Consider the following 18,061-nt stretch of genomic DNA (forward strand, 5'->3'; position numbering starts at 1 on the left):
GGGGCAAAGACATGAGCGAGCTAGACATCAACGATATCACCAAGGACTTCGGATCAGCCCGTGTCCTCCATCCGGTTTCGCTTACCGTCGAAAAGGGTGAATTTGTCACCATTCTCGGTCCCTCCGGCTGCGGAAAATCGACGCTGCTGCGCATTCTGATGGGCATCAGCGAGGCATCCAGCGGCGAAATCCGGCTGGCAGGCAAGCGGATTGACGAACTCGCGCCCGAAGCCCGCGATATCGCCATGGTGTTCCAGTCCTATGCGCTGTTTCCGCATATGTCGGTCGCCAAAAACCTTGGCTTTGGCCTGAAGATGAAGAATGTGCCAAAGGACGAGCGGGCGCGGCGCATCGCCCATGTATTGGAGATCTGCAATCTTGGCGCGTTGGTTGATCGTATGCCCCGGCAATTGTCCGGCGGCCAGCAGCAGCGCGTGGCGCTGGCCCGCGCCATTGTCATGCAGCCAAGTCTTTTGCTGTTTGACGAACCGCTGTCTAATCTCGATGCCAAGCTGCGTGACAGCCTGCGCCACGAGCTGGTCGAACTGCATCGCCGCATCGGCGCAACAAGCCTATACGTCACCCATGACCAGGCCGAGGCCATGGCGATGTCCGACCGGATCGTGGTGATGAACGGCGGTCAGGTTGTCGAAATCGGCACGCCGCTGGAGCTGTACCGGTCGCCAAAAGCGGCCTTTACAGCCAGCTTCCTCGGCCAGACCAATCTTCTCTCCGTCAAGGCGTCCGGCATGGATGCGCTGCTGCCCTGGGGCCAGAAAGTGGTGCTGGATCGTCCCGCTTTGGGCTCCATGCAGATTTCAGTCCGCCCGGAAAATATTGGCGTCGAGCGCGACGAGAGCGGATCGGCAATCGTTACCTCCGTCTCCTTCATGGGCGCCAATATTCTTTACACCGCCGATATTGGTGCCATCAGGGTCAAGATCAGCCAGTCGGGCGGCGGAACACCGATAGAAATGGGCAGCCGGGTTTCACTGACATTCCACGACACCGTGCATGTCCTTGAAGACCAGCCGGTGATGGAGGCTGCGTGATGCGATCTCTGCTTCGCCGTCGCCCGGTTCAACTTTTCCTCCTGCTTCTGCCGGGGGTTGGCTACCTGCTATTCTTCTTCGGCCTGCCGCTGCTGTCGGCGCTGGTCGGCAGTTTCCGTCTGGAAGATGGCAGCTTTACGCTCAGCTGGTATCAGCGGATCTTTACACGGCCCTCCATGCTGCGCGGGCTGTCCACTTCAATCTATTACGGCGTCATGCCGGTTCTGGTGTCGCTGGCGCTGTCTGTGCCGCTGGCGCTTTTGCTGCGCAAAAGCTTTCTCGGACGCAAGCTATTCAGCGGGCTTTACAAGCTGCCGATGGCCGTTCCGAGCATTATCGTCGGGCTGATGATCATCGTCGTCTTCGAGCGCGGTGGCTTTTTCGACCGCCTGCTGGCACCACTCGGCTTTACCCTGCCAAAACTGGTCCGTGATGACCTGGGCGCGGGCGTCATCATCGCCAATTCCTGGAAGCAGATTCCATTCATGACGCTGATCATCACCAGCGCCTTTGCCGCCATTCCCGAAGATATCCGCTTTGCCGCCCGCACCCTTGGCGCGTCCCGGATTCGGACATTCTTGGCTGTAGACGTGCCGCTTGCCATGCCGGGCATTACCGCCGCCATTCTCCTGACCTTCATCGGCTCCATGGGCTCCTATGCCATTCCCGATATTGTCGGCCCCCCGACGGCGCGGCCACTCTCTGTCCTGATGGTGCAAGAGTTCAAACAGGGACGGTTCGAGCAGGTCTATGCGATGGGCATGGTGCTCAGCCTGTTCGCTGTCATCGTTCTCCTGACCTATTATGCCCTGACCAGCCGGATCGGTGCTGGCAATACGCGGGGGAATGCGTGATGGCTGTTCTTGAGCTCGCCCCACCTGTTACAGCACGACGCCGCATGTTCCGGCCCGAAGACCGCATTCTCGTTACTATTGGTTTGTTCGGTTCGCTAGCCCTTGCCATCGCCCTGCCGCTCGCCCTGATGTTTATCTGGAGCATTGCTGATGGCTGGCAGCCGCCGCATGTGCTGCCGCAGGTCTATACGGCCAGCCGCTGGGCCAGCGTGCTCAGCGATCAGGGATTGATCCAGGCCATGGCCACCAGCCTTGCCATTGCCTTCACGGTCACGTTCGCAACGGCAATCATCGCCTTGCCGACGGCCTGGGCCATGGCCCGTTTTCCCTTCCGGCTGAAACGGTTGGTGGAGATCTTCATTCTCGCGCCAGTCATCATTCCCGGCCTGGTGGTCGCGGTCGGCATCGGACAGGTGTTCCTGGCGCTGGGCCTTGCCTATTCGGTGGCTGGCGTCATCATTGTCCAGATCGTCGGCACCCTGCCGCTGATGATCCGGCTGATGACCGCAACGCTTGAGACCATTCCCGACGAGCTGATCCATGCGGCCCGCTCGCTCGGGGCCGGAACAGTTGGCATTGTCGCGCATATCATCCTGCCGCTGGCCGTACCCGGCCTGCTGGCGGGCGGGTTGATGTCCTTCATCGGCAGTTTTGAGGAATTCGACAAATCCTTCATTGTCGGCGCGCCTGTAGTCCAGACCCTGCCGATCAAGCTTTACATGTATCTCGACCCCTATTCGATGCAGCTACCGCTGGCCGCCATCGTTTCCTTCATCCTGCTTTTGCCAGCCCTCATCGTCTTCATCATCGCCGGTCGCATCCTGCGCGACGACCTGATGGCGGCAGGCATGGGCAAGATCTGATTTCTCCCAAACCCGTAACAGCCGAAAGTCCAATCCATGCCTGTCCAGAATTCTCCGCTTGCGCACCAGTCCGAGACCACCCGTCCTTGCTCGATTGCCGAAATGGCATCGCGCACCAATCCCACCATTCTGACCATCGCCCATCGCGGCCTGTGGAAGAGCACGGCGGAAAACTCGCTGGCCTCGATCCGGGCAGCAATTGCCCAAGGCGTGGATATGGTCGAAATCGACACCCAGTCCAGCGCCGATGGCCATCTTGTGGTTATTCACGATGCGACCCTGGACAGAACAACGACCGGCAGCGGCACGGTCAGCGAATTGCCATTCGATGTCATCCGTCGGGCAAAGTTGCGCAGCGGCGCGGGTGGCCCGGAGGCTGATATAACGGAGGAATGCGTTCCGACACTGGAGGAAATTCTTGAAGAGGCTCGCGGTCGGATTACCGTCAATATCGACACGAAGTTCACCCGTGATCTGCCGCAGGTGATGGAAACAGTGCTGCGGATGAACATTGCCGATCAGGTTCTGGTCAAGACCGACATCGATCCAGACGCTGACCATTTCACCATTATCGATGCCGACTGGTTCGGTAAGATTCCGCATATGCCGATGTTTCCCGTACGTCGGGGCCGGTTTGCCGAAGACCTGCGCCGCATCGAGAGCCTCAAGGCGCCGATGATCGAAGTGAAATTCACGGATCTCGCCGATATCGCCCATGCTCGCGCCGAACTGGAGCGTCAAAACATCCGCGTCTGGATCAACACGCTCGACGTCTCTCATTGCCTCGATTTCAACGATACCCGCGCCCTTTCCGATCCAGACGGCGTTTGGACCGTGCTGGCAGATGCAGGCGTCGGCGCCATCCAGACCGACGAGGTCGATGCATTCAAGGCTTGGCTGCACACCAGACAGGCGTAGGACAGAGCATCGGACCGAAATTTAAGAACAGGTTTTCGGTCCAATGCAGTAATTTGAGGTTCGGTGCTATCAACTCGGTCTCTTCTCCCCTGCGGGGAGAAGGTGGCGGCAGCCGGATGAGGGGGTGGCGAAGCCCCGAAATCTTTGCGTCGTGCACTGTGATTTCGGTTTTCTGTACGATGATCCAGAAATAGAAACGCCGTGCGTCCAATCTGGATGCATGGCGTTTTACTGTAGAGCAATTCTGAACGTAAATTACTTGGCAGTCATGCCCGGCAGGGTCACGCGGAACACCTGGAACATGGTATCAACATCGGCACCACCTTCGGCCTTGTAAGCCGCGCCAACCTGATAACCATCCTGGGTCAGGAAGTCGTTGTCATTGGCGACGAACAGGAAATAATCGTCCGGCGCGGCTGGATCGAGGGCCGAAGCAACCGACATCGCCTCCCATTTTTCGGAGAGATTGTTGGCATCGTTCGGCGCGCCATTGTGCAGGCCGAAGCGGGCGAGGTCCTTGTTGTCGTTGATGTCGATGAACGGCGTCACCGCTGCCACCTTGACGGAGGCATCCACCACGCCCTTTGGGGCCACCGGCTTCGCATCATCGAATTCGCTATTGGCAATGTCCGTGGCCGCTGACAGATCGACTAGATCAATCTTGCGATAGACCGATGTGTCGTTCTTCATGCCCTGCCCGCTATTGCTGTCTCGCGCCAGCATCAGGAAGGTCTTGTCTGACAAGGCCAGGATTTCGCTCTGGGCGGCCACGGCGACCTTGCCCTTGCTGTCGAAGGTCGGCAACGGCACGACATATTCATGCACCAGCTTCAGATGATCCATATCGGCAGCATCATAGACGAGAGCGCGGGTATTCATCCGGGTCGTGCTGCTATCGCCACCATCCTGGCGGGTCGCTGATTGCAGCAGCGCGATCAGGAACTTGCCATCCGGCGTCAGCGACATGCCTTCGAGGCCCTGGTTGTTCTGGCGACCGGTATCGGGATCCTTCGGGTCCGGCTTCTTACCGCCTTCACCGACATTGTTGGACGAGAAGTTCAGCTCACCCTTGCGCATCGGCAGCAGGGCTTTCGGCGACTGGGTGGCGGAAATCAGTTTTCCCAGCGCCGAGAAATGATAGATATAGGGGCCATATTCGTCGCTGATCATCATCGAGCCGTCCTTCAACAGGACCACGGCTTCCGGATCGAGCGAGATCTTGCCGGTGGTTGCTTGCGGCAAGGCTGGCAATGTCTTGGTCGCAGCGCGAACACCCGATTCCGGGTCCAGGCCAGTCAGGCTCTTGCCTTCCCCATCCGTCAGCAGGATCGTATCGGCAAGCTTTGCATCAAAGCCCTTCTGCTGCTTATCGGCTGGCAGAGTGGTTCCTGCCGGTGCTGGTGCCAGGGTAAAATCAATCTTGTTGATACGGGTGTTGTAATCAGTCGTGCCTTCGACATTGTAGCCACGATCCGGCAGGAGCCAAAGCGAACCGGAATAGGTCTCGCCCTGCTTTTTCCATTGGGTCAGATCGATAGCCATGCCGGAACCCGAACCGAAAGTTTCCTTGAACTTGTCGCGCTCGTTGGCCGGAATGCGGCCGATGGCGACAAGGCCCTTGTTGGCGATCGTCACTCCATTGGCGCTGACCGTTCCTTCCGCCAGAACGACACCAGCCGAGGAGACCAGAACAGTTGCAGCCAGAAGCAATGCCTTGCGTGAAAATACCATGATCCCGATCCTTTGCATCAACCGGGGCAGCGCTCAGCCTTGATGGGACACGGCATATCTGTCTGCCGTATCACTGCTCCCCCATCAGGGCCATTAGAAGCTTCCCGTGACAGGATCGTGACAAGGTCCTACAGGAAACGAGCGTTCTGCCGAAAGCCTAGAGCCCCGTTTTTCCCGTTGCAACATCCACGACGGGCGGCATGGCAATCGTGCCGGAAGCCGGTTTCCATGCGGGCATGACCAATCCCCCGGAAATCAGCAGTTTGGCGCCTTCTTCCGGCGTCATATCCAGCAATTTCAGGCGGCTGCGGGGAACGAACATCAGGAAGCCAGCCGTAGGCACCGGGGTCGGCGGCATGAAGACAGCAATCATCTCCTCGCCCTCCTCATTCAGCCGGGCAGCAATTTCGCCGGTCACTTCGGTGGCGATAAACACCATGGCCCAGGTGCCGGGAGCCGGGAACTCGATCAGCCCGACCTTCTTGAAGGAACTGGACTGTTCCTTCAGCACCGTTTCAAAAATCTGCTTCAGGCTTTTATAGAGGGTGCGGACCAGCGGCATCCGGTTGAGGATCGACTCCCCAAAATTGACGACAGATCGCCCGACGAGATTGCGCCCCAGAAAGCCGATCATGGTGATGCCGACCACCGCAATCACCAGGCCGGTGCCGGGAATGGCGATATTGAAGTAATATTCCGGATTGTAGCGCTGCGGAATATAGGGCGTGACCCAGCTATCCGCCCAATCGATGAAGGTAAAGGTCAGCCAGACGGTGATCGCCAAGGGCGCACAGATGATCATGCCGGTCAGGAAATTGGTCCTTAGCCGGCTGGCAAAAGAAATTCGTTCTGGTTTATCCGACATATGACCCGATTTTTAATGAAATGGCCTGCTTCGCCGCATAAACGCACACCGAAGCAGTCTGGTCAAACTGTGCGGCACCTTGCCCGCCAAGGCAAGGTGTGCAGTGCATAAATCGATCACTCAACCGTGACGGATTTCGCCAGATTGCGCGGCTGATCGACATCCGTGCCCATGAACACCGCCGTATGATAGGCGAGCAACTGGATCGGCAGTGAAAACACCATGGGCGCGATGATTTCCGCCACATCGGGCAGAACGATGGTCGCCATGGTTTCCAGCCTGGAGGATGCCGCGCCCTTCTCATCGGTGATGAAAATGATCCTGCCGCCGCGCGCCGCCACTTCCTGCATGTTCGAGACGGTCTTTTCAAAGAACCGGTCATGCGGAGCGATGACGATGACCGGCATGTTTTCATCGATCAGCGCAATCGGCCCATGCTTCAACTCACCCGCAGCATAGCCCTCGGCATGAATATAGGAAATTTCCTTGAGCTTCAGCGCCCCTTCCAAGGCCAGCGGATAGCTGGTGCCGCGACCGAGATAGAGCACGTCCTTGAATTTCGACAGGTCTCGCGACAGGCTTTCCATCTGAGGCTGGATCAGGTTAACCACCCAGCTCATGATGCGCGGCAGTTCGGACAGATGCCGCACCATCTCCTTTTCTTCTTGGTTGCCGATCAGGCCCCGCGCCTTCCCGGCGGCAATCGCCAGCGATGCCATGACGGCGAGTTGGCAGGTGAAGGCCTTGGTGGAGGCAACGCCGATCTCCGGCCCGGCCAAAATTGGAAAGACTGCATCGGCCTCGCGGGCAATTGTCGATTCCTGCACATTGACGACCGCACCGATTTTCAACCCCGCTTCCTTGCAATAGCGCAGCGAGGCCAGCGTATCGGCGGTTTCACCCGATTGCGAAATAAACAGCGCCGCCTGATCCGGCGACAGCGGCATTTCCCGATAACGAAATTCGGATGCGACATCGATTTCGACAGGCAGCCGGGCATAACGCTCGAACCAGTATTTGCCGATCAGACCCGCCAGATAGGCCGTCCCGCAGGCCGAAATCGCCAGACCACGCAAGCGGGCAAAATCCAGGCCGATCACATCGCTTTTCACCGTATGGGCAGCCAGATCGACATAATGCGCCAGCGCATGGGAGATCACCTCCGGCTGTTCATAGATTTCCTTCTCCATGAAATGGCGGTGATTGCCCTTATCGACCAGATAGGCGCTGCCCTGGGAGACCTGCTTGATTCGCTTGACCGGCTTGCCCGCGAAATCCATGATCTGGGCACTGCGATGGCCAATCACAGCGAAATCCCCATCGACCAGATAGGTAATCTGGTTGGTGAAAGGCGACAGGGCAATGGCGTCGGAGCCCAGGAACATTTCACCTTTGCCATGGCCGATGGCCAGCGGCGGGCCGAACCGGGCGGCAAAAAGCTGAGTCGGATCATCGGCAAACATCACCACCAGCGCATAGGCGCCGGTAATCCGGTTCAGCATCGCCAGCATCGCGCCCTTATGATCCAGCCCCTGACGGCGGAAACGGGCAAGAAGCTGGGCGACAACTTCGGTGTCGGTCTGGCTGGTGAACGTAGCGCCGTCAGCGACAAGTTCGTCGCGCAACTCGGAGAAATTCTCGATAATGCCGTTGTGAACGACCGCGACGCCTTCGACGAAATGCGGATGGGCATTGGCTTCGTTCGGCACGCCATGCGTGGCCCAGCGGGTATGGGCAATGCCGATTGTGCCTGGAAGCGGCTGTTGTGCCAGCTTGGTTTCTAGGTTGAACAGCTTGCCCTCGGCGCGGCGGCGATCCATCACCCCATGATCGAGCGTCGCGACACCTGCCGAATCATACCCCCGGTATTCCAGCCGCTTCATGGCGTCCACCAAACGTTCTGAGACCGGCCGATCACCGACAATTCCGACAATACCGCACATGCAATTCTCCTTCTCGCGCTTACGCGAGGCCAGTCCTACCAATTCCGGAGGATTTCTCAATTCCAGGAATGGTCAATTTGGATATCGTGACGTTACGAAAATATCCGTGATCACGAACCGGATTTTTTCATGGCTCTAAGTCCTTTGATTTACGCATTTCCGGACGCAAAACCGCTTCACACTTTTCCTGAAAATGCTTTGATCGCCATATTCCGCTCCCGGATCGCTTTTGCCCGCCCCGGTTTGATTTCCTGGCGCGCCCGGCCAAGTGCCAACGCATCGGCAGGCACATCATCCGTAATCACGCTGCCAGAGGCGATCAGCGCGCCATCGCCAATCGTCACCGGGGCGACCAGGGCGCTGTTGGAGCCGATAAAGGCATTCGCGCCAATCCGGGTCTCATGCTTGTTCACCCCATCGTAATTGCAGGTAATCGTACCTGCGCCAATGTTGGTTTCCGCGCCAATAAAGGCATCACCGATATAGGTGAGATGGTTGATCTTGGCGCCAGCGCCAATCTCGGCCTTTTTCACCTCGCAGAAATTGCCGACCTTGGAGCCCTCGCCCAGATTGGCACCGGGCCGCAGCCGCGCAAACGGGCCGACTGTCGCACCGGATGCCACATGCGCACCTTCCAGATGCGAAAAGGCATGGATCACCGCACCGCTTTCCACAGTCACGCCGGGACCGAACACCACATTCGGCTCGATCAGCACATCCTGCGCCAGAACAGTATCATAGGCCAGAAACACCGTTTCCGGGGCAATCATCGAGACGCCTGACAGCATCAATTCATGACGCCGACGCTCCTGCCAGAGCTTTTCGATCACCGCCAGTTCGGCGCGATTGTTGCAGCCCGCAAGCTCAGATTCCGGCGCATCGACAGCCACCGCCTTGCCGCCCAGCGAGCGGACGATTTCGACCAGATCGGTCAGGTAATATTCACCCTTGGCATTGGCATTGCCGATCCGCCCCAGAAGGTCCAACGCCTTGGCACCATTGATCGCCATCAAGCCACTATTGCACCACGTCACCTTGCGCTCTTCGTCGCTGGCATCCTTTTCTTCGCGGATGGCGACCAATTCACCGTCCTCGACCAGAAGACGGCCATAGCCGGTCGGCTTTTCAGTGTGAAAACCAATCACCGCAATGTCATTGCCGTCAGCCAGAGCCGCACGCGCTGCCAACAGCGGACCTGATGTAATCAGCGGTGCATCGCCATAGGCCACCAGAATATCGTCATAGCCTCGGGCAAACGCCTCACCCGCTGTCAAAACGGCATGGCCGGTGCCAAGCCGCTCGGTTTGCACGAAGGGGGTGACGGACAGGCCTTTGATGCTGGCGGCTTTTGTCACCTTATCCGCATCACGCCCGACGACCAGCGCTACATCGGCAATATCGCTGGCGGCAATCGCCTGCATCACATGGGCAATCATCGGCAGGCCCGCCACCGGATGCAGCACCTTGGACATCGCGGATTTCATTCGCGTGCTATCGCCTGCGGCGAGAATGACGGCAAGACAGGTGCGGCTCATCAGGTATCTCCGAAAGTCGGTCATTTTGGCGTGAGCTATCATGCCGTGACCTTGATCGGCAATGAAAAAGGGCGCCCGAAGACGCCCTCTCAATCATTCCACGCGTCTGAAGATTACTTCGGCAGCTTATCGTCCACGCCTTCGACATAGAAGTTCATACCGAGCAGGGTCTTGTCATCGGCCTTTTCGCCAGCCTTCAACCAAGCTGTGCCGTCCTGCTTGTTCACAGGACCGGTGAAGGGATGCAATTCGCCGGACTTGATCTTGGCTTCGGTGTCTTCGGCCAGCTTTTTCACATCGTCGGGCATGTTGGTGTAGGGCGCCATGGTCAGGATGCCGTCCTTCAGGCCGTCGAAGCTCTGCTCCGAGGTCCATTTTCCGTCCAGCAGGGCCTGGGTGCGCTTGATGTAATAGGCGCCCCAGGTGTCCTTGATGGCTGTTAGCTGCGAGGTCGGGCCAGCAGCGATCATGTCGGAGGCCTGGCCGAACGCCTTGATGCCGCGCTCCTGGGCGATCTGCATTGGAGCCGTGGTGTCGGTGTGCTGGGTCAGGATATCGACGCCCTGGTCCAGCAGCGCCTTGGCGGCATCGGCTTCCTTGCCGGGGTCGAACCAGGTATTGACCCAGATGACCTTCATCTTGAAATCCGGATTGACGGATTTCGCGCCAAGCTCGAACGCATTGATGCCCATCACCACTTCGGGAATCGGGAAGGAGGCGATGTAGCCGGCCTCACCCTTCTTCGACATCTTACCGGCAATCACGCCGGAAATGTAGCGGCCTTCGTAAAAGCGCGAATTGTAGGTCGCAACATTTTCAGCCGATTTGAAGCCGGTTGCATGTTCAAATTTCACCTTTGGGAATTTCTTGGCGACCTTGACGGTGGCATCCATGAAACCGAAGGAGGTAGTGAAGATCAGCTTGCAGTCTTCGCGGGCCAAACGCTCGATAGCGCGTTCAGCATCCGGTCCTTCAGGCACGTTTTCCAGGAAAGGCGTGTCGATCTTGTCGCCGAAATGCTTCTGCAATTCCTGGCGGCCCAGCTCATGAGCCTGGGTCCAACCGCCATCCGTCTTGCTGCCGACGTAAACGAAGCAGATCTTGGTCTTGTCGGCGGCGCTGGCGCTACCGGCAACGGAAAGCATCGTGGCGACGGAGGCCGCAAATGCGAGTGCGAGTTTTTTCATAGTTTCCCCTGATTGCATGAGAGTGAAGGTTTCATGAGAGTGAAGACGATGGGTCAGCGATCCGGAACGAAGGGCTTTCCCAGAGAAGCGGGTGTATTGATCAGCGTCGTGCGCCGATTATGCGAAATCGCGATCAAAACGACAATGGTCGCAGCATAAGGAAGTGCTGATAAAAACTGCGACGGCAATCCGATGCCGAATGCCTGCGCATGCAGCTGGCCGATGGTGACCGCCCCAAACAGATAGCCGCCCGCCAGCACCCGCCCCGGTCGCCAGGAGGCAAACACCACCAGCGCCAGCGCGATCCAGCCCCGCCCAGCCGACATGTTTTCCACCCATTGCGGCGTATAGACCAGCGACAATTGCGCCCCGGCCAGACCGGAACAGGCACCGCCGAACATCACCGCCAGATAGCGGGTGCGGATGACTTTCAGCCCCAATGTATGCGCAGACGCGGGACTATCGCCCACCGCCCGCAACATCAGCCCTGCCCGGCTTTTAAACAGGAACCAGTGGACGCCGATGACAAGGACAATCGCCAGATAAAAGATCAGATCCTGCCGAAACAGCAGAGGGCCGACGACGGGAATATCCGACAGGACCGGAAACTCAATGGCCTGAAGCTTGACGCCGGGCTTGCCGACAAAACTCTCGCCCAACTGGCCGGACACGCCAAGCCCCAGAATGGTCAGCGCCAACCCGGTAGCCACCTGGTTGGTGACGAGCGTCAGCGTCAAAAATCCAAACAGCAGCGAAAATCCTGCACCGGCGACAATGCCCGCCACCACGCCCAGCAGCGGTGATCCGGTGGAATAGGCAGTTGCAAAAGCGGCAACCGCGCCCATAACCATCATGCCTTCGACGCCGAGATTGAGCACACCGGCGCGCTCAGTGACAAGCTCGCCAAGGGCAGCGATAACCAGCGGGGTTGAGGCAGTGATAACCGTCAGAAGAATGGCTTCGAGGATCATTTCGCACCCTCTGCCACGGAGGAGCGGGTTTTGGAAAACACCAGCCTGATCCTATAATAAATCAACGTGTCGCAGGAGAGCACGAAGAACAGCAACAGCCCCTGAAACACCCGCGCCACCTTATCCGAAACGCCAATGGCCAGCTGCGCGCCCTCGCCGCCCAGATAGGTCAGCGCCAGAACCAAACCGGCAACAATGATACCGAGCGGATTGAGCCTGCCGAGAAACGCGACAATGATCGCCGTAAAGCCGTAGCCCGGCGAAATTGACGGCTGCAAGTGATTGATCGACCCAGACACCTCAGAAATCCCGGCAAGACCGGCCAGCGCCCCGGAAAACAGCATGGAAAACCAAACCATGCCCCTGGAGGAAAAACCGGCAAACCGCCCTGCCCGTTCCGATTGGCCAAGCACGACGATTTCAAAGCCCTTCAGCGTATAACGCATCATCAACCAGACGCCGACAGCCGCAACCAAGGCAAAGACAAAGCCCCAATGGGCGCGTCCTGAGTCTTCCCAGATGGCAGGCAGAATGCCCTCCGTGACGAATTCGCGGGTCTGGGGAAAATTGAAGCCTTGCGGGTCGCGCCAGGGACCGCGCACCAGGTAATCCAGAATGAACTGAGCAATATAGACCAGCATCAGGCTGGTGAGAATTTCATTGGTGTTGAAGCGGGTTTTCAACAGCGCCGGGATGGCGGCGTAAAGCGCACCACCAACCATGCCCATCACCATCATCAGCGGCAAAAGCAGCGGCGATTGCCATTCGTAAAAGATCACCGGAATGATCGAACCGCAAATCGCCCCTACCGTGAACTGGCCTTCCGCGCCAATATTCCAATTGTTCGAGCGATAACAGACAGACAGTCCGACAGCGATCAGGATCAGCGGTGCCGCCTTGATCGCCAGCTCATGCAGCGACCAGACCTCGGTGAGCGGCGCAATGAAAAAGCTGTAAAGCGCAAAGAACGGGTCCTTGCCCAGCGCTGCAAACATCAACCCGCCGAAAAACAGCGTCAAAGCCAGCGCCAGTAAGGGTGAGACCAGCGTAAACAGCCCGGACGCGCGGGCGCGCTTTTCCAGTTCAATGCGCATCGGCGCTCTCCAGACCATGCAAGCCGCCCATCAACAGACCGATCTTCTCGCGGTTCATCACGCCGCTTGGGTAGACTTTCGACAGCCTGCCCTCCGAAATTGCCGCAATCGATGTCGAGACTTCGAAAATCTCGTCCAGATCCTGGCTGATGATCACCACCGCCGAGCCTTGAGCCGCAAGATCGATAAGCGCCTGGCGAATGCGGCTGGCCGCACCCGCATCCACACCCCAGGTTGGCTGGTTGACGACCAGCACCGCCGGTTTGCGGTCCAGCTCACGCCCGACAATGAATTTTTGCAGGTTGCCGCCCGAAAGCGATCCGGCGGAAGGGTCCTCACCGCTCTTTCGCACATCCATCGCCTCGCAAATCTGTAGGGTGGACGACTTGATGGCGCTGTGGCGGATCAGGCCGAACAGACCTGAGACATAACGCCCACGATCAGAGCGATGCCGCGCCAAAAGCAGATTGTCCGACAGCGAAAGGCCGGTAACGGCGGCATGGCCATGGCGCTCTTCCGGCACGAAACCAGCTCCGATCAACCGACGCCGGTTGATACCGAAGCGCCCGACCGGCTGGCCGCATAGCTGGATGGCTTGATGGTCACGCACGGTATATTCGCCCGACAGCACATCAAACAATTCGCTCTGGCCATTACCGGCCACGCCCGCCAGTCCGAGGATTTCACCGGCACGAACAGTCAGCCACACATCCTTCAACGCCATGGAAAACGGCGTGCGTGCATCGACGCTGAGATTGCGAACAGTGAGTAGGTCCGCACCAACAGGAGCCGCAGCATCTGGCGTCACACCGATGACGTCCGCGCCTACCATCATTCGCGCCAGCGTGGACGGGGTTTCCTGACGCGGATCGCAGGTGCCTGTCACCTTACCGTGGCGCAAAACCGTGGCACGGTCGCAAATGCGCTGCACCTCTTCCAACCGATGGCTGATATAGAGCACTGAACGCCCTTCGGCCCGCAGCTTTTCCAGCGTTTCAAACAGCTTGTCGGCCTCCTGCGGGGTCAGCACCGAGGTCGGCTCGTCAAGAATGATTAGTTTCGGATTTTGCAACAATGCCCGGACGATTTCGATCCGCTGACGCTCGCCAACCGACAGATCCGCGACATGGGCCGAAGGATCGAGCGGCAAACCGTAAGACAGCGACAAGGTCCGCGCCTGTTCCGAAATTTCGCCAATCGAGACCGAACGATCCAAGGACAAGGCGATGTTCTCAGCCACAGTCAGCGCTTCAAACAGCGAAAAATGCTGGAAGACCATACCGATGCCAAGCCGACGGGCCTCCGCTGGAGACGCGACCTCGACGGGCCCTTGATGGTCCCAATGAATCTCGCCAGCGCTCGGGGTCAGCACGCCAAAGAGCATTTTGACGAGCGTTGATTTGCCAGCGCCATTTTCTCCAAGGAGGGCATGGATTTCGCCGGGAAGAATGTCGAGATCAATGCCATCGCAGGCGGCAAATGTGCCGAATCGCTTCGTCAGGCTGCGAACCGAAAGCAGCGGAGATGGCGCTACTTCTTTGCTATGCGACACTCGACCCCCTTGCTCCGCCTCGGTTGGGACGAACATCCACAACAAGGAGACGAAACGGATACCTAAACCATTTCAACACCTTCACGTCATGACCCTGCGTGAAGTATAGATTGCTGATCGTATTGATACCGGTTTTATTGCCGCTTACAACTACCGGAAAGGTTATTTTTTGGGTCTTGCCCGTTTTTAAGGCAGAGTATTATTTTCAACTACGGCCAAGCGACGGAAAAGCCTGGAGAATTCCACCAATCACATAGAGGTAAATGCCGCTAATAATGAAGGGGATGACCAGGAAAGACGGCGTTTGGAAATGCATCAGCAACGCCGCACCCCCCAATCCGCACCACAGGAAAAACACCGCCAGATTAAGTGGTCGCAGCCGCTTGACCCGGACGGGATGCAGAAAGCTGATCGGCAGGAAGGTCAGCGCCACGGAAATGCCGACCACGACCATCGCGGTCGTTGCCGAGGCATCGATGACGAACAGGGTAAAAACGATCATATTCCAAACGACTGGAAAGCCGGAGAAGAAATATTCGTCGGTCTTCATGCCCATATCGGCATAGTAGATGGCGCTGGACACTACGATCATTCCGGCAGCGACGAAAGAACAGGGCTGGCCGATCATACCGCTCTGGTAAAGCGCAAAAGCGGGTAGCAGGACATAGGTCACATAGTCGATAATGTTATCGAGCGTATCGCCTGACCAATTGGGCAGGACCTCCTTGACCTTGACCTTGCGGGCAATCGGTCCATCGATACCATCCACGGCCAGCGCCAGGCCAAGCCACCAGAACATATCGACAAAGCGATGTTCCGCCGCAGCGACGACGCCCAAAAATGCCAGGAACGAGCCGGAGGCTGTCAGAATATGCACGGAAAACGCGCGCATCTCTGCATAGGGTACGCGCTTATAGTTGAAAATCTTCATAATCCGCCGGTAAAAACCCCTTTGATCGGTTGGGGGATATTCTCCGAATCTGCCCCAAATGCAACCTTTCTTCCGGGCTTTACCCGATTTCCAGCGCCATGCCGCGACACAATGCCATTCGCTAGCGCCACGCAAGCCCATGGATTTTCAGCATCCGACACCCTATTTTGCACATGAACCTATGCAGGGAGAAAACGATGGAAACGGTCGATGTCACGGTAATTGGCGCAGGTCTGGCTGGGTCCGTCGCGGCACTGGCACTGGCCCGACGCGGGCGCAAGGTAACGTTGGTTGCCGGGGATACCCGCCCGAAAGATCGCCGCACCACGGCTCTGATGGATCAATCCATCCGCTTTCTCGACCGTCTCGGCCTATGGGAAGAGCTCAAATCCCAAGGTGAAGCGCTTTCGACCATGCAGATCATCGATGGCACAAAGCGACTGCTGCGCGCGCCGCCCGTCGCGTTTCGCAGTTCCGAAATCGGGCTGGCCGCCTTCGGCTATAATTTTCAAAACAGCGATCTTCTCGATGTGTTCGATGCTGCCCTGGCACGCGAATCCAACCTTACCGTTTTGCATCAACAGGCTGCGTCCATTGATTTCTCCCAGGAAAATGCTCGCGTAACACTTGCCGATAACACGGTTATCGAATGCGATCTGGTGGTCGGTGCCGATGGCCGGCACTCAATGACGCGCGGCGCGGCAGATGTGGCGGTGCGGACCTGGTCCTATCCGCAAACGGCCGTGGTGTTGAATTTCACCCACACCCTGCCCCACAACAATGTCTCGACCGAATTTCATACGGAAACCGGGCCGTTCACCCAGGTGCCGCTCAAAGGCAATCGTTCCAGCCTGGTCTGGGTGGTCGAGCCTGAGGAAGCGGAACGGCTGAAATCCTTGCCGCTCAACGATCTCAGCGCTCTGGTCGAAGCGCGCATGCAGTCGCTTCTGGGTCAAGTCACGGTCGAGGCACCAGCCCAGGTCTGGCCGCTTTCAGGCATGAGCGCTAACCGCTACGGCAAGGGCCGCGCCGTTTTCATTGGTGAGGCGGCACATGCCTTCCCGCCCATCGGCGCGCAAGGTCTTAATCTCAGCCTGCGCGACATCATGGTCCTGGAAGATCTTGTTGGGCATGAGCCGCAAAAGCCACTCGGCTCGACGCTGGGCGACCGCTTCGATCGCCGCCGCAAGGTGGATGTCTGGAGCCGCACTGCCAGCGTCGATCTTCTCAACAGGTCGCTGCTGTCGTCCTTCCTGCCGGTGCAAATGGTGCGCGCTGCCGGCATTCATCTTCTCTCAAACCTGTCACCGCTGCGCCATTTCGCCATGCGCGAGGGCGTTGCACCGGGCTGTGGCTTCGGCGCGTTTCCGCAGATGATCCGCGACAAGATCAAATCGCGATTTTGAACCGTGATTTAGAAAATTCCTGTTTATCCGATCCGCGACAGGATCGGAAAACTCTGCTGAAACCAGATCGCCAGATCGGACACAAAGCCGAATATGAAGGCAAGCCCGGTTGCCACCAGAAGCAGCCCCATGAGCTTTTCCACCAGACCGAGATGACGGCGAAACCGGGTGAGAAACCGCATGAATGCTCCTGAAAAGCCTGCGGCGATCCAGAACGGAATGGCAAGCCCCAGCGAATAGACCGCCAGCAGTACGGCCCCCTGCCCAACCGTATCGCGGGCCGCCGCAACCGCAAGGATCGCGCCCAGCACAGGGCCGATGCAGGGCGTCCAGCCAAAGGCAAAGGCTAGCCCCATCACATAGGCCCCTGTCAGGGTCGCGGGCTTGCCGCCACCTGCAAAGCGCATTTCGCGGGCCAGCAGGCCGATGCGAAACAGGCCTAGAAAATTCAACCCCATGACGATGATGATCAAGCCGCCGATCTTCGACAGGAGATCGAGATGCTGACGCAACATCATGCCAATGGAGGAAGCGCCTGCCCCGAGCGCCACGAAGACCGTGGCAAAGCCCAGGGTGAAACACAGGGCCGAAAAAATCACCGCCGAGCGCGCCCGCCGGTCAACCGCCACCGCCTCGCCGCGAAACTGCTCGACGCTGACCCCCGCCATATAGCAGAGGTAAGGCGGCACCAGCGGCAAAACACAGGGCGACAGAAAGGACAAGGTCCCGGCCACAAGCGCCGTCAGAAATGGAATGTCAGCAATCGTCACAATGTCCTCACCGCCCAGCACCAAATTCTAGAGCATCGTGCAGAAAATCGGAATCAGCACGATGCTCTCAATTTTAGTTTACGCATCGGAGTTGTCCGAAAACCGGTTCTTAACTTTCGGTTCGATGCTCTATCGGTGTGGTAGCCCCGATGGCAATGACGTGCCAATCACCTTTTTGCCAGAGCCATAAAAACCTCTGGTGAAAATGTGAAAAAAGCTGTTTTTTTGGGTTGACCGAAAACACCGCCCTGCATATGGTCCGCGCACTTCCAGAGGGGCATTTGCTCCGCTTCGGGAGCGCGTAGCTCAGCCGGTAGAGCAACTGACTTTTAATCAGTAGGTCCAGGGTTCGAATCCCTGCGCGCTCACCACTTTCCTAGAAGATCCCA

The 18,061-nt window shown here is 58.0% G+C and carries 15 protein-coding genes and 1 tRNA gene; 6 read left to right on the forward strand and 10 right to left on the reverse strand.

Annotation, left to right across the window (positions count from 1 at the left end; translation table 11 throughout):
* Window positions 1-11 precede the first annotated feature (11 nt).
* From H1Y61_RS11155 to H1Y61_RS11170, 4 genes are all read left to right on the forward strand, one after another.
* Window positions 12-1,052 carry an ABC transporter ATP-binding protein gene (locus tag H1Y61_RS11155; RefSeq protein ID WP_180572644.1) on the forward strand — a complete coding sequence of 347 codons (1,041 nt, stop codon included), beginning with the start codon at window positions 12-14 and terminating at the stop codon, window positions 1,050-1,052.
* On the forward strand, window positions 1,052-1,906 hold the full coding sequence (locus tag H1Y61_RS11160) for an ABC transporter permease (RefSeq protein WP_180572645.1): 855 nt from the start codon (window positions 1,052-1,054) through the stop codon (window positions 1,904-1,906). The genes H1Y61_RS11155 and H1Y61_RS11160 overlap by 1 nt, the downstream gene beginning before the upstream one ends.
* On the forward strand, window positions 1,906-2,769 hold the full coding sequence (locus H1Y61_RS11165; RefSeq protein WP_180572646.1) for an ABC transporter permease: 864 nt from the start codon (window positions 1,906-1,908) through the stop codon (window positions 2,767-2,769). Before H1Y61_RS11160 ends, H1Y61_RS11165 begins: the two co-directional genes overlap by 1 nt.
* Before the next feature lie 102 nt (window positions 2,770-2,871).
* Window positions 2,872-3,687, forward strand: a complete 816-nt coding sequence (locus H1Y61_RS11170) for a glycerophosphodiester phosphodiesterase family protein (RefSeq protein ID WP_180574488.1) — start codon at window positions 2,872-2,874, stop codon at window positions 3,685-3,687.
* 255 nt (window positions 3,688-3,942) lie between these two features.
* Here H1Y61_RS11170 and H1Y61_RS11175 read toward each other — a convergent pair whose 3' ends face one another.
* From H1Y61_RS11175 to pcsA, 9 genes are all read right to left on the reverse strand, one after another.
* Window positions 3,943-5,418, reverse strand: coding sequence for an esterase-like activity of phytase family protein (locus H1Y61_RS11175; RefSeq protein ID WP_180572647.1), 1,476 nt, complete (start codon window positions 5,416-5,418; stop codon window positions 3,943-3,945).
* 157 nt (window positions 5,419-5,575) lie between these two features.
* The gene (locus tag H1Y61_RS11180; protein WP_015915975.1) at window positions 5,576-6,283 is read right to left on the reverse strand and encodes a DUF502 domain-containing protein; all 708 of its coding nucleotides are present in this window, start codon (window positions 6,281-6,283) and stop codon (window positions 5,576-5,578) included.
* Window positions 6,284-6,399: 116 nt separating this feature from the next.
* Window positions 6,400-8,226 carry a glutamine--fructose-6-phosphate transaminase (isomerizing) gene (glmS, locus tag H1Y61_RS11185; protein ID WP_180572648.1) on the reverse strand — a complete coding sequence of 609 codons (1,827 nt, stop codon included), beginning with the start codon at window positions 8,224-8,226 and terminating at the stop codon, window positions 6,400-6,402.
* 176 nt (window positions 8,227-8,402) lie between these two features.
* Complete coding sequence (gene glmU, locus H1Y61_RS11190; protein ID WP_180572649.1) at window positions 8,403-9,761, reverse strand: bifunctional UDP-N-acetylglucosamine diphosphorylase/glucosamine-1-phosphate N-acetyltransferase GlmU; 1,359 nt, start codon at window positions 9,759-9,761, stop codon at window positions 8,403-8,405.
* 113 nt (window positions 9,762-9,874) lie between these two features.
* On the reverse strand, window positions 9,875-10,948 hold the full coding sequence (locus H1Y61_RS11195) for a BMP family ABC transporter substrate-binding protein (protein ID WP_180572650.1): 1,074 nt from the start codon (window positions 10,946-10,948) through the stop codon (window positions 9,875-9,877).
* A gap of 53 nt (window positions 10,949-11,001) precedes the next feature.
* On the reverse strand, window positions 11,002-11,919 hold the full coding sequence (locus tag H1Y61_RS11200) for an ABC transporter permease (protein ID WP_156636611.1): 918 nt from the start codon (window positions 11,917-11,919) through the stop codon (window positions 11,002-11,004).
* Window positions 11,916-13,013: an ABC transporter permease gene (locus H1Y61_RS11205; protein ID WP_174082953.1), complete on the reverse strand. Its 1,098-nt coding sequence runs from the start codon at window positions 13,011-13,013 to the stop codon at window positions 11,916-11,918. The genes H1Y61_RS11200 and H1Y61_RS11205 overlap by 4 nt, the downstream gene beginning before the upstream one ends.
* On the reverse strand, window positions 13,003-14,601 hold the full coding sequence (locus tag H1Y61_RS11210; protein WP_235680704.1) for an ABC transporter ATP-binding protein: 1,599 nt from the start codon (window positions 14,599-14,601) through the stop codon (window positions 13,003-13,005). The genes H1Y61_RS11205 and H1Y61_RS11210 overlap by 11 nt, the downstream gene beginning before the upstream one ends.
* A gap of 169 nt (window positions 14,602-14,770) precedes the next feature.
* Window positions 14,771-15,496: a phosphatidylcholine synthase gene (gene pcsA / locus H1Y61_RS11215; protein ID WP_180572652.1), complete on the reverse strand. Its 726-nt coding sequence runs from the start codon at window positions 15,494-15,496 to the stop codon at window positions 14,771-14,773.
* 197 nt (window positions 15,497-15,693) lie between these two features.
* On the opposite strand from pcsA, the gene H1Y61_RS11220 reads away from it, so the two are divergent.
* Window positions 15,694-16,902, forward strand: a complete 1,209-nt coding sequence (locus H1Y61_RS11220) for a UbiH/UbiF family hydroxylase (RefSeq protein ID WP_180572653.1) — start codon at window positions 15,694-15,696, stop codon at window positions 16,900-16,902.
* Between the two features lie 23 nt (window positions 16,903-16,925).
* Here H1Y61_RS11220 and H1Y61_RS11225 read toward each other — a convergent pair whose 3' ends face one another.
* Window positions 16,926-17,672 (reverse strand): cytochrome c biogenesis CcdA family protein, encoded by a 747-nt coding sequence (locus tag H1Y61_RS11225; protein WP_174110750.1) that lies wholly within the window; start codon window positions 17,670-17,672, stop codon window positions 16,926-16,928.
* A gap of 295 nt (window positions 17,673-17,967) precedes the next feature.
* On the opposite strand from H1Y61_RS11225, the gene H1Y61_RS11230 reads away from it, so the two are divergent.
* Window positions 17,968-18,043 (forward strand) — tRNA-Lys (locus tag H1Y61_RS11230).
* Window positions 18,044-18,061 lie beyond the last annotated feature (18 nt).

The organism is Agrobacterium vitis (assembly GCF_013426735.1).
Classification (GTDB): domain Bacteria; phylum Pseudomonadota; class Alphaproteobacteria; order Rhizobiales; family Rhizobiaceae; genus Allorhizobium; species Allorhizobium vitis_D.

Bases quoted from the DNA above. Each gene is read 5' to 3' on its own strand.
- H1Y61_RS11155 (WP_180572644.1), top strand. From the start codon at position 12: ATGAGCGAGCTAGACATCAACGATATCACCAAGGACTTCGGATCAGCC.
- H1Y61_RS11160 (WP_180572645.1), top strand. From the start codon at position 1,052: ATGCGATCTCTGCTTCGCCGTCGCCCGGTTCAACTTTTCCTCCTGCTT.
- H1Y61_RS11165 (WP_180572646.1), top strand. From the start codon at position 1,906: ATGGCTGTTCTTGAGCTCGCCCCACCTGTTACAGCACGACGCCGCATG.
- H1Y61_RS11170 (WP_180574488.1), top strand. From the start codon at position 2,872: ATGGCATCGCGCACCAATCCCACCATTCTGACCATCGCCCATCGCGGC.
- H1Y61_RS11175 (WP_180572647.1), bottom strand. From the start codon at position 5,418: ATGGTATTTTCACGCAAGGCATTGCTTCTGGCTGCAACTGTTCTGGTC.
- H1Y61_RS11180 (WP_015915975.1), bottom strand. From the start codon at position 6,283: ATGTCGGATAAACCAGAACGAATTTCTTTTGCCAGCCGGCTAAGGACC.
- glmS (WP_180572648.1), bottom strand. From the start codon at position 8,226: ATGTGCGGTATTGTCGGAATTGTCGGTGATCGGCCGGTCTCAGAACGT.
- glmU (WP_180572649.1), bottom strand. From the start codon at position 9,761: ATGAGCCGCACCTGTCTTGCCGTCATTCTCGCCGCAGGCGATAGCACG.
- H1Y61_RS11195 (WP_180572650.1), bottom strand. From the start codon at position 10,948: ATGAAAAAACTCGCACTCGCATTTGCGGCCTCCGTCGCCACGATGCTT.
- H1Y61_RS11200 (WP_156636611.1), bottom strand. From the start codon at position 11,919: ATGATCCTCGAAGCCATTCTTCTGACGGTTATCACTGCCTCAACCCCG.
- H1Y61_RS11205 (WP_174082953.1), bottom strand. From the start codon at position 13,013: ATGCGCATTGAACTGGAAAAGCGCGCCCGCGCGTCCGGGCTGTTTACG.
- H1Y61_RS11210 (WP_235680704.1), bottom strand. From the start codon at position 14,601: ATGTTCGTCCCAACCGAGGCGGAGCAAGGGGGTCGAGTGTCGCATAGC.
- pcsA (WP_180572652.1), bottom strand. From the start codon at position 15,496: ATGAAGATTTTCAACTATAAGCGCGTACCCTATGCAGAGATGCGCGCG.
- H1Y61_RS11220 (WP_180572653.1), top strand. From the start codon at position 15,694: ATGGAAACGGTCGATGTCACGGTAATTGGCGCAGGTCTGGCTGGGTCC.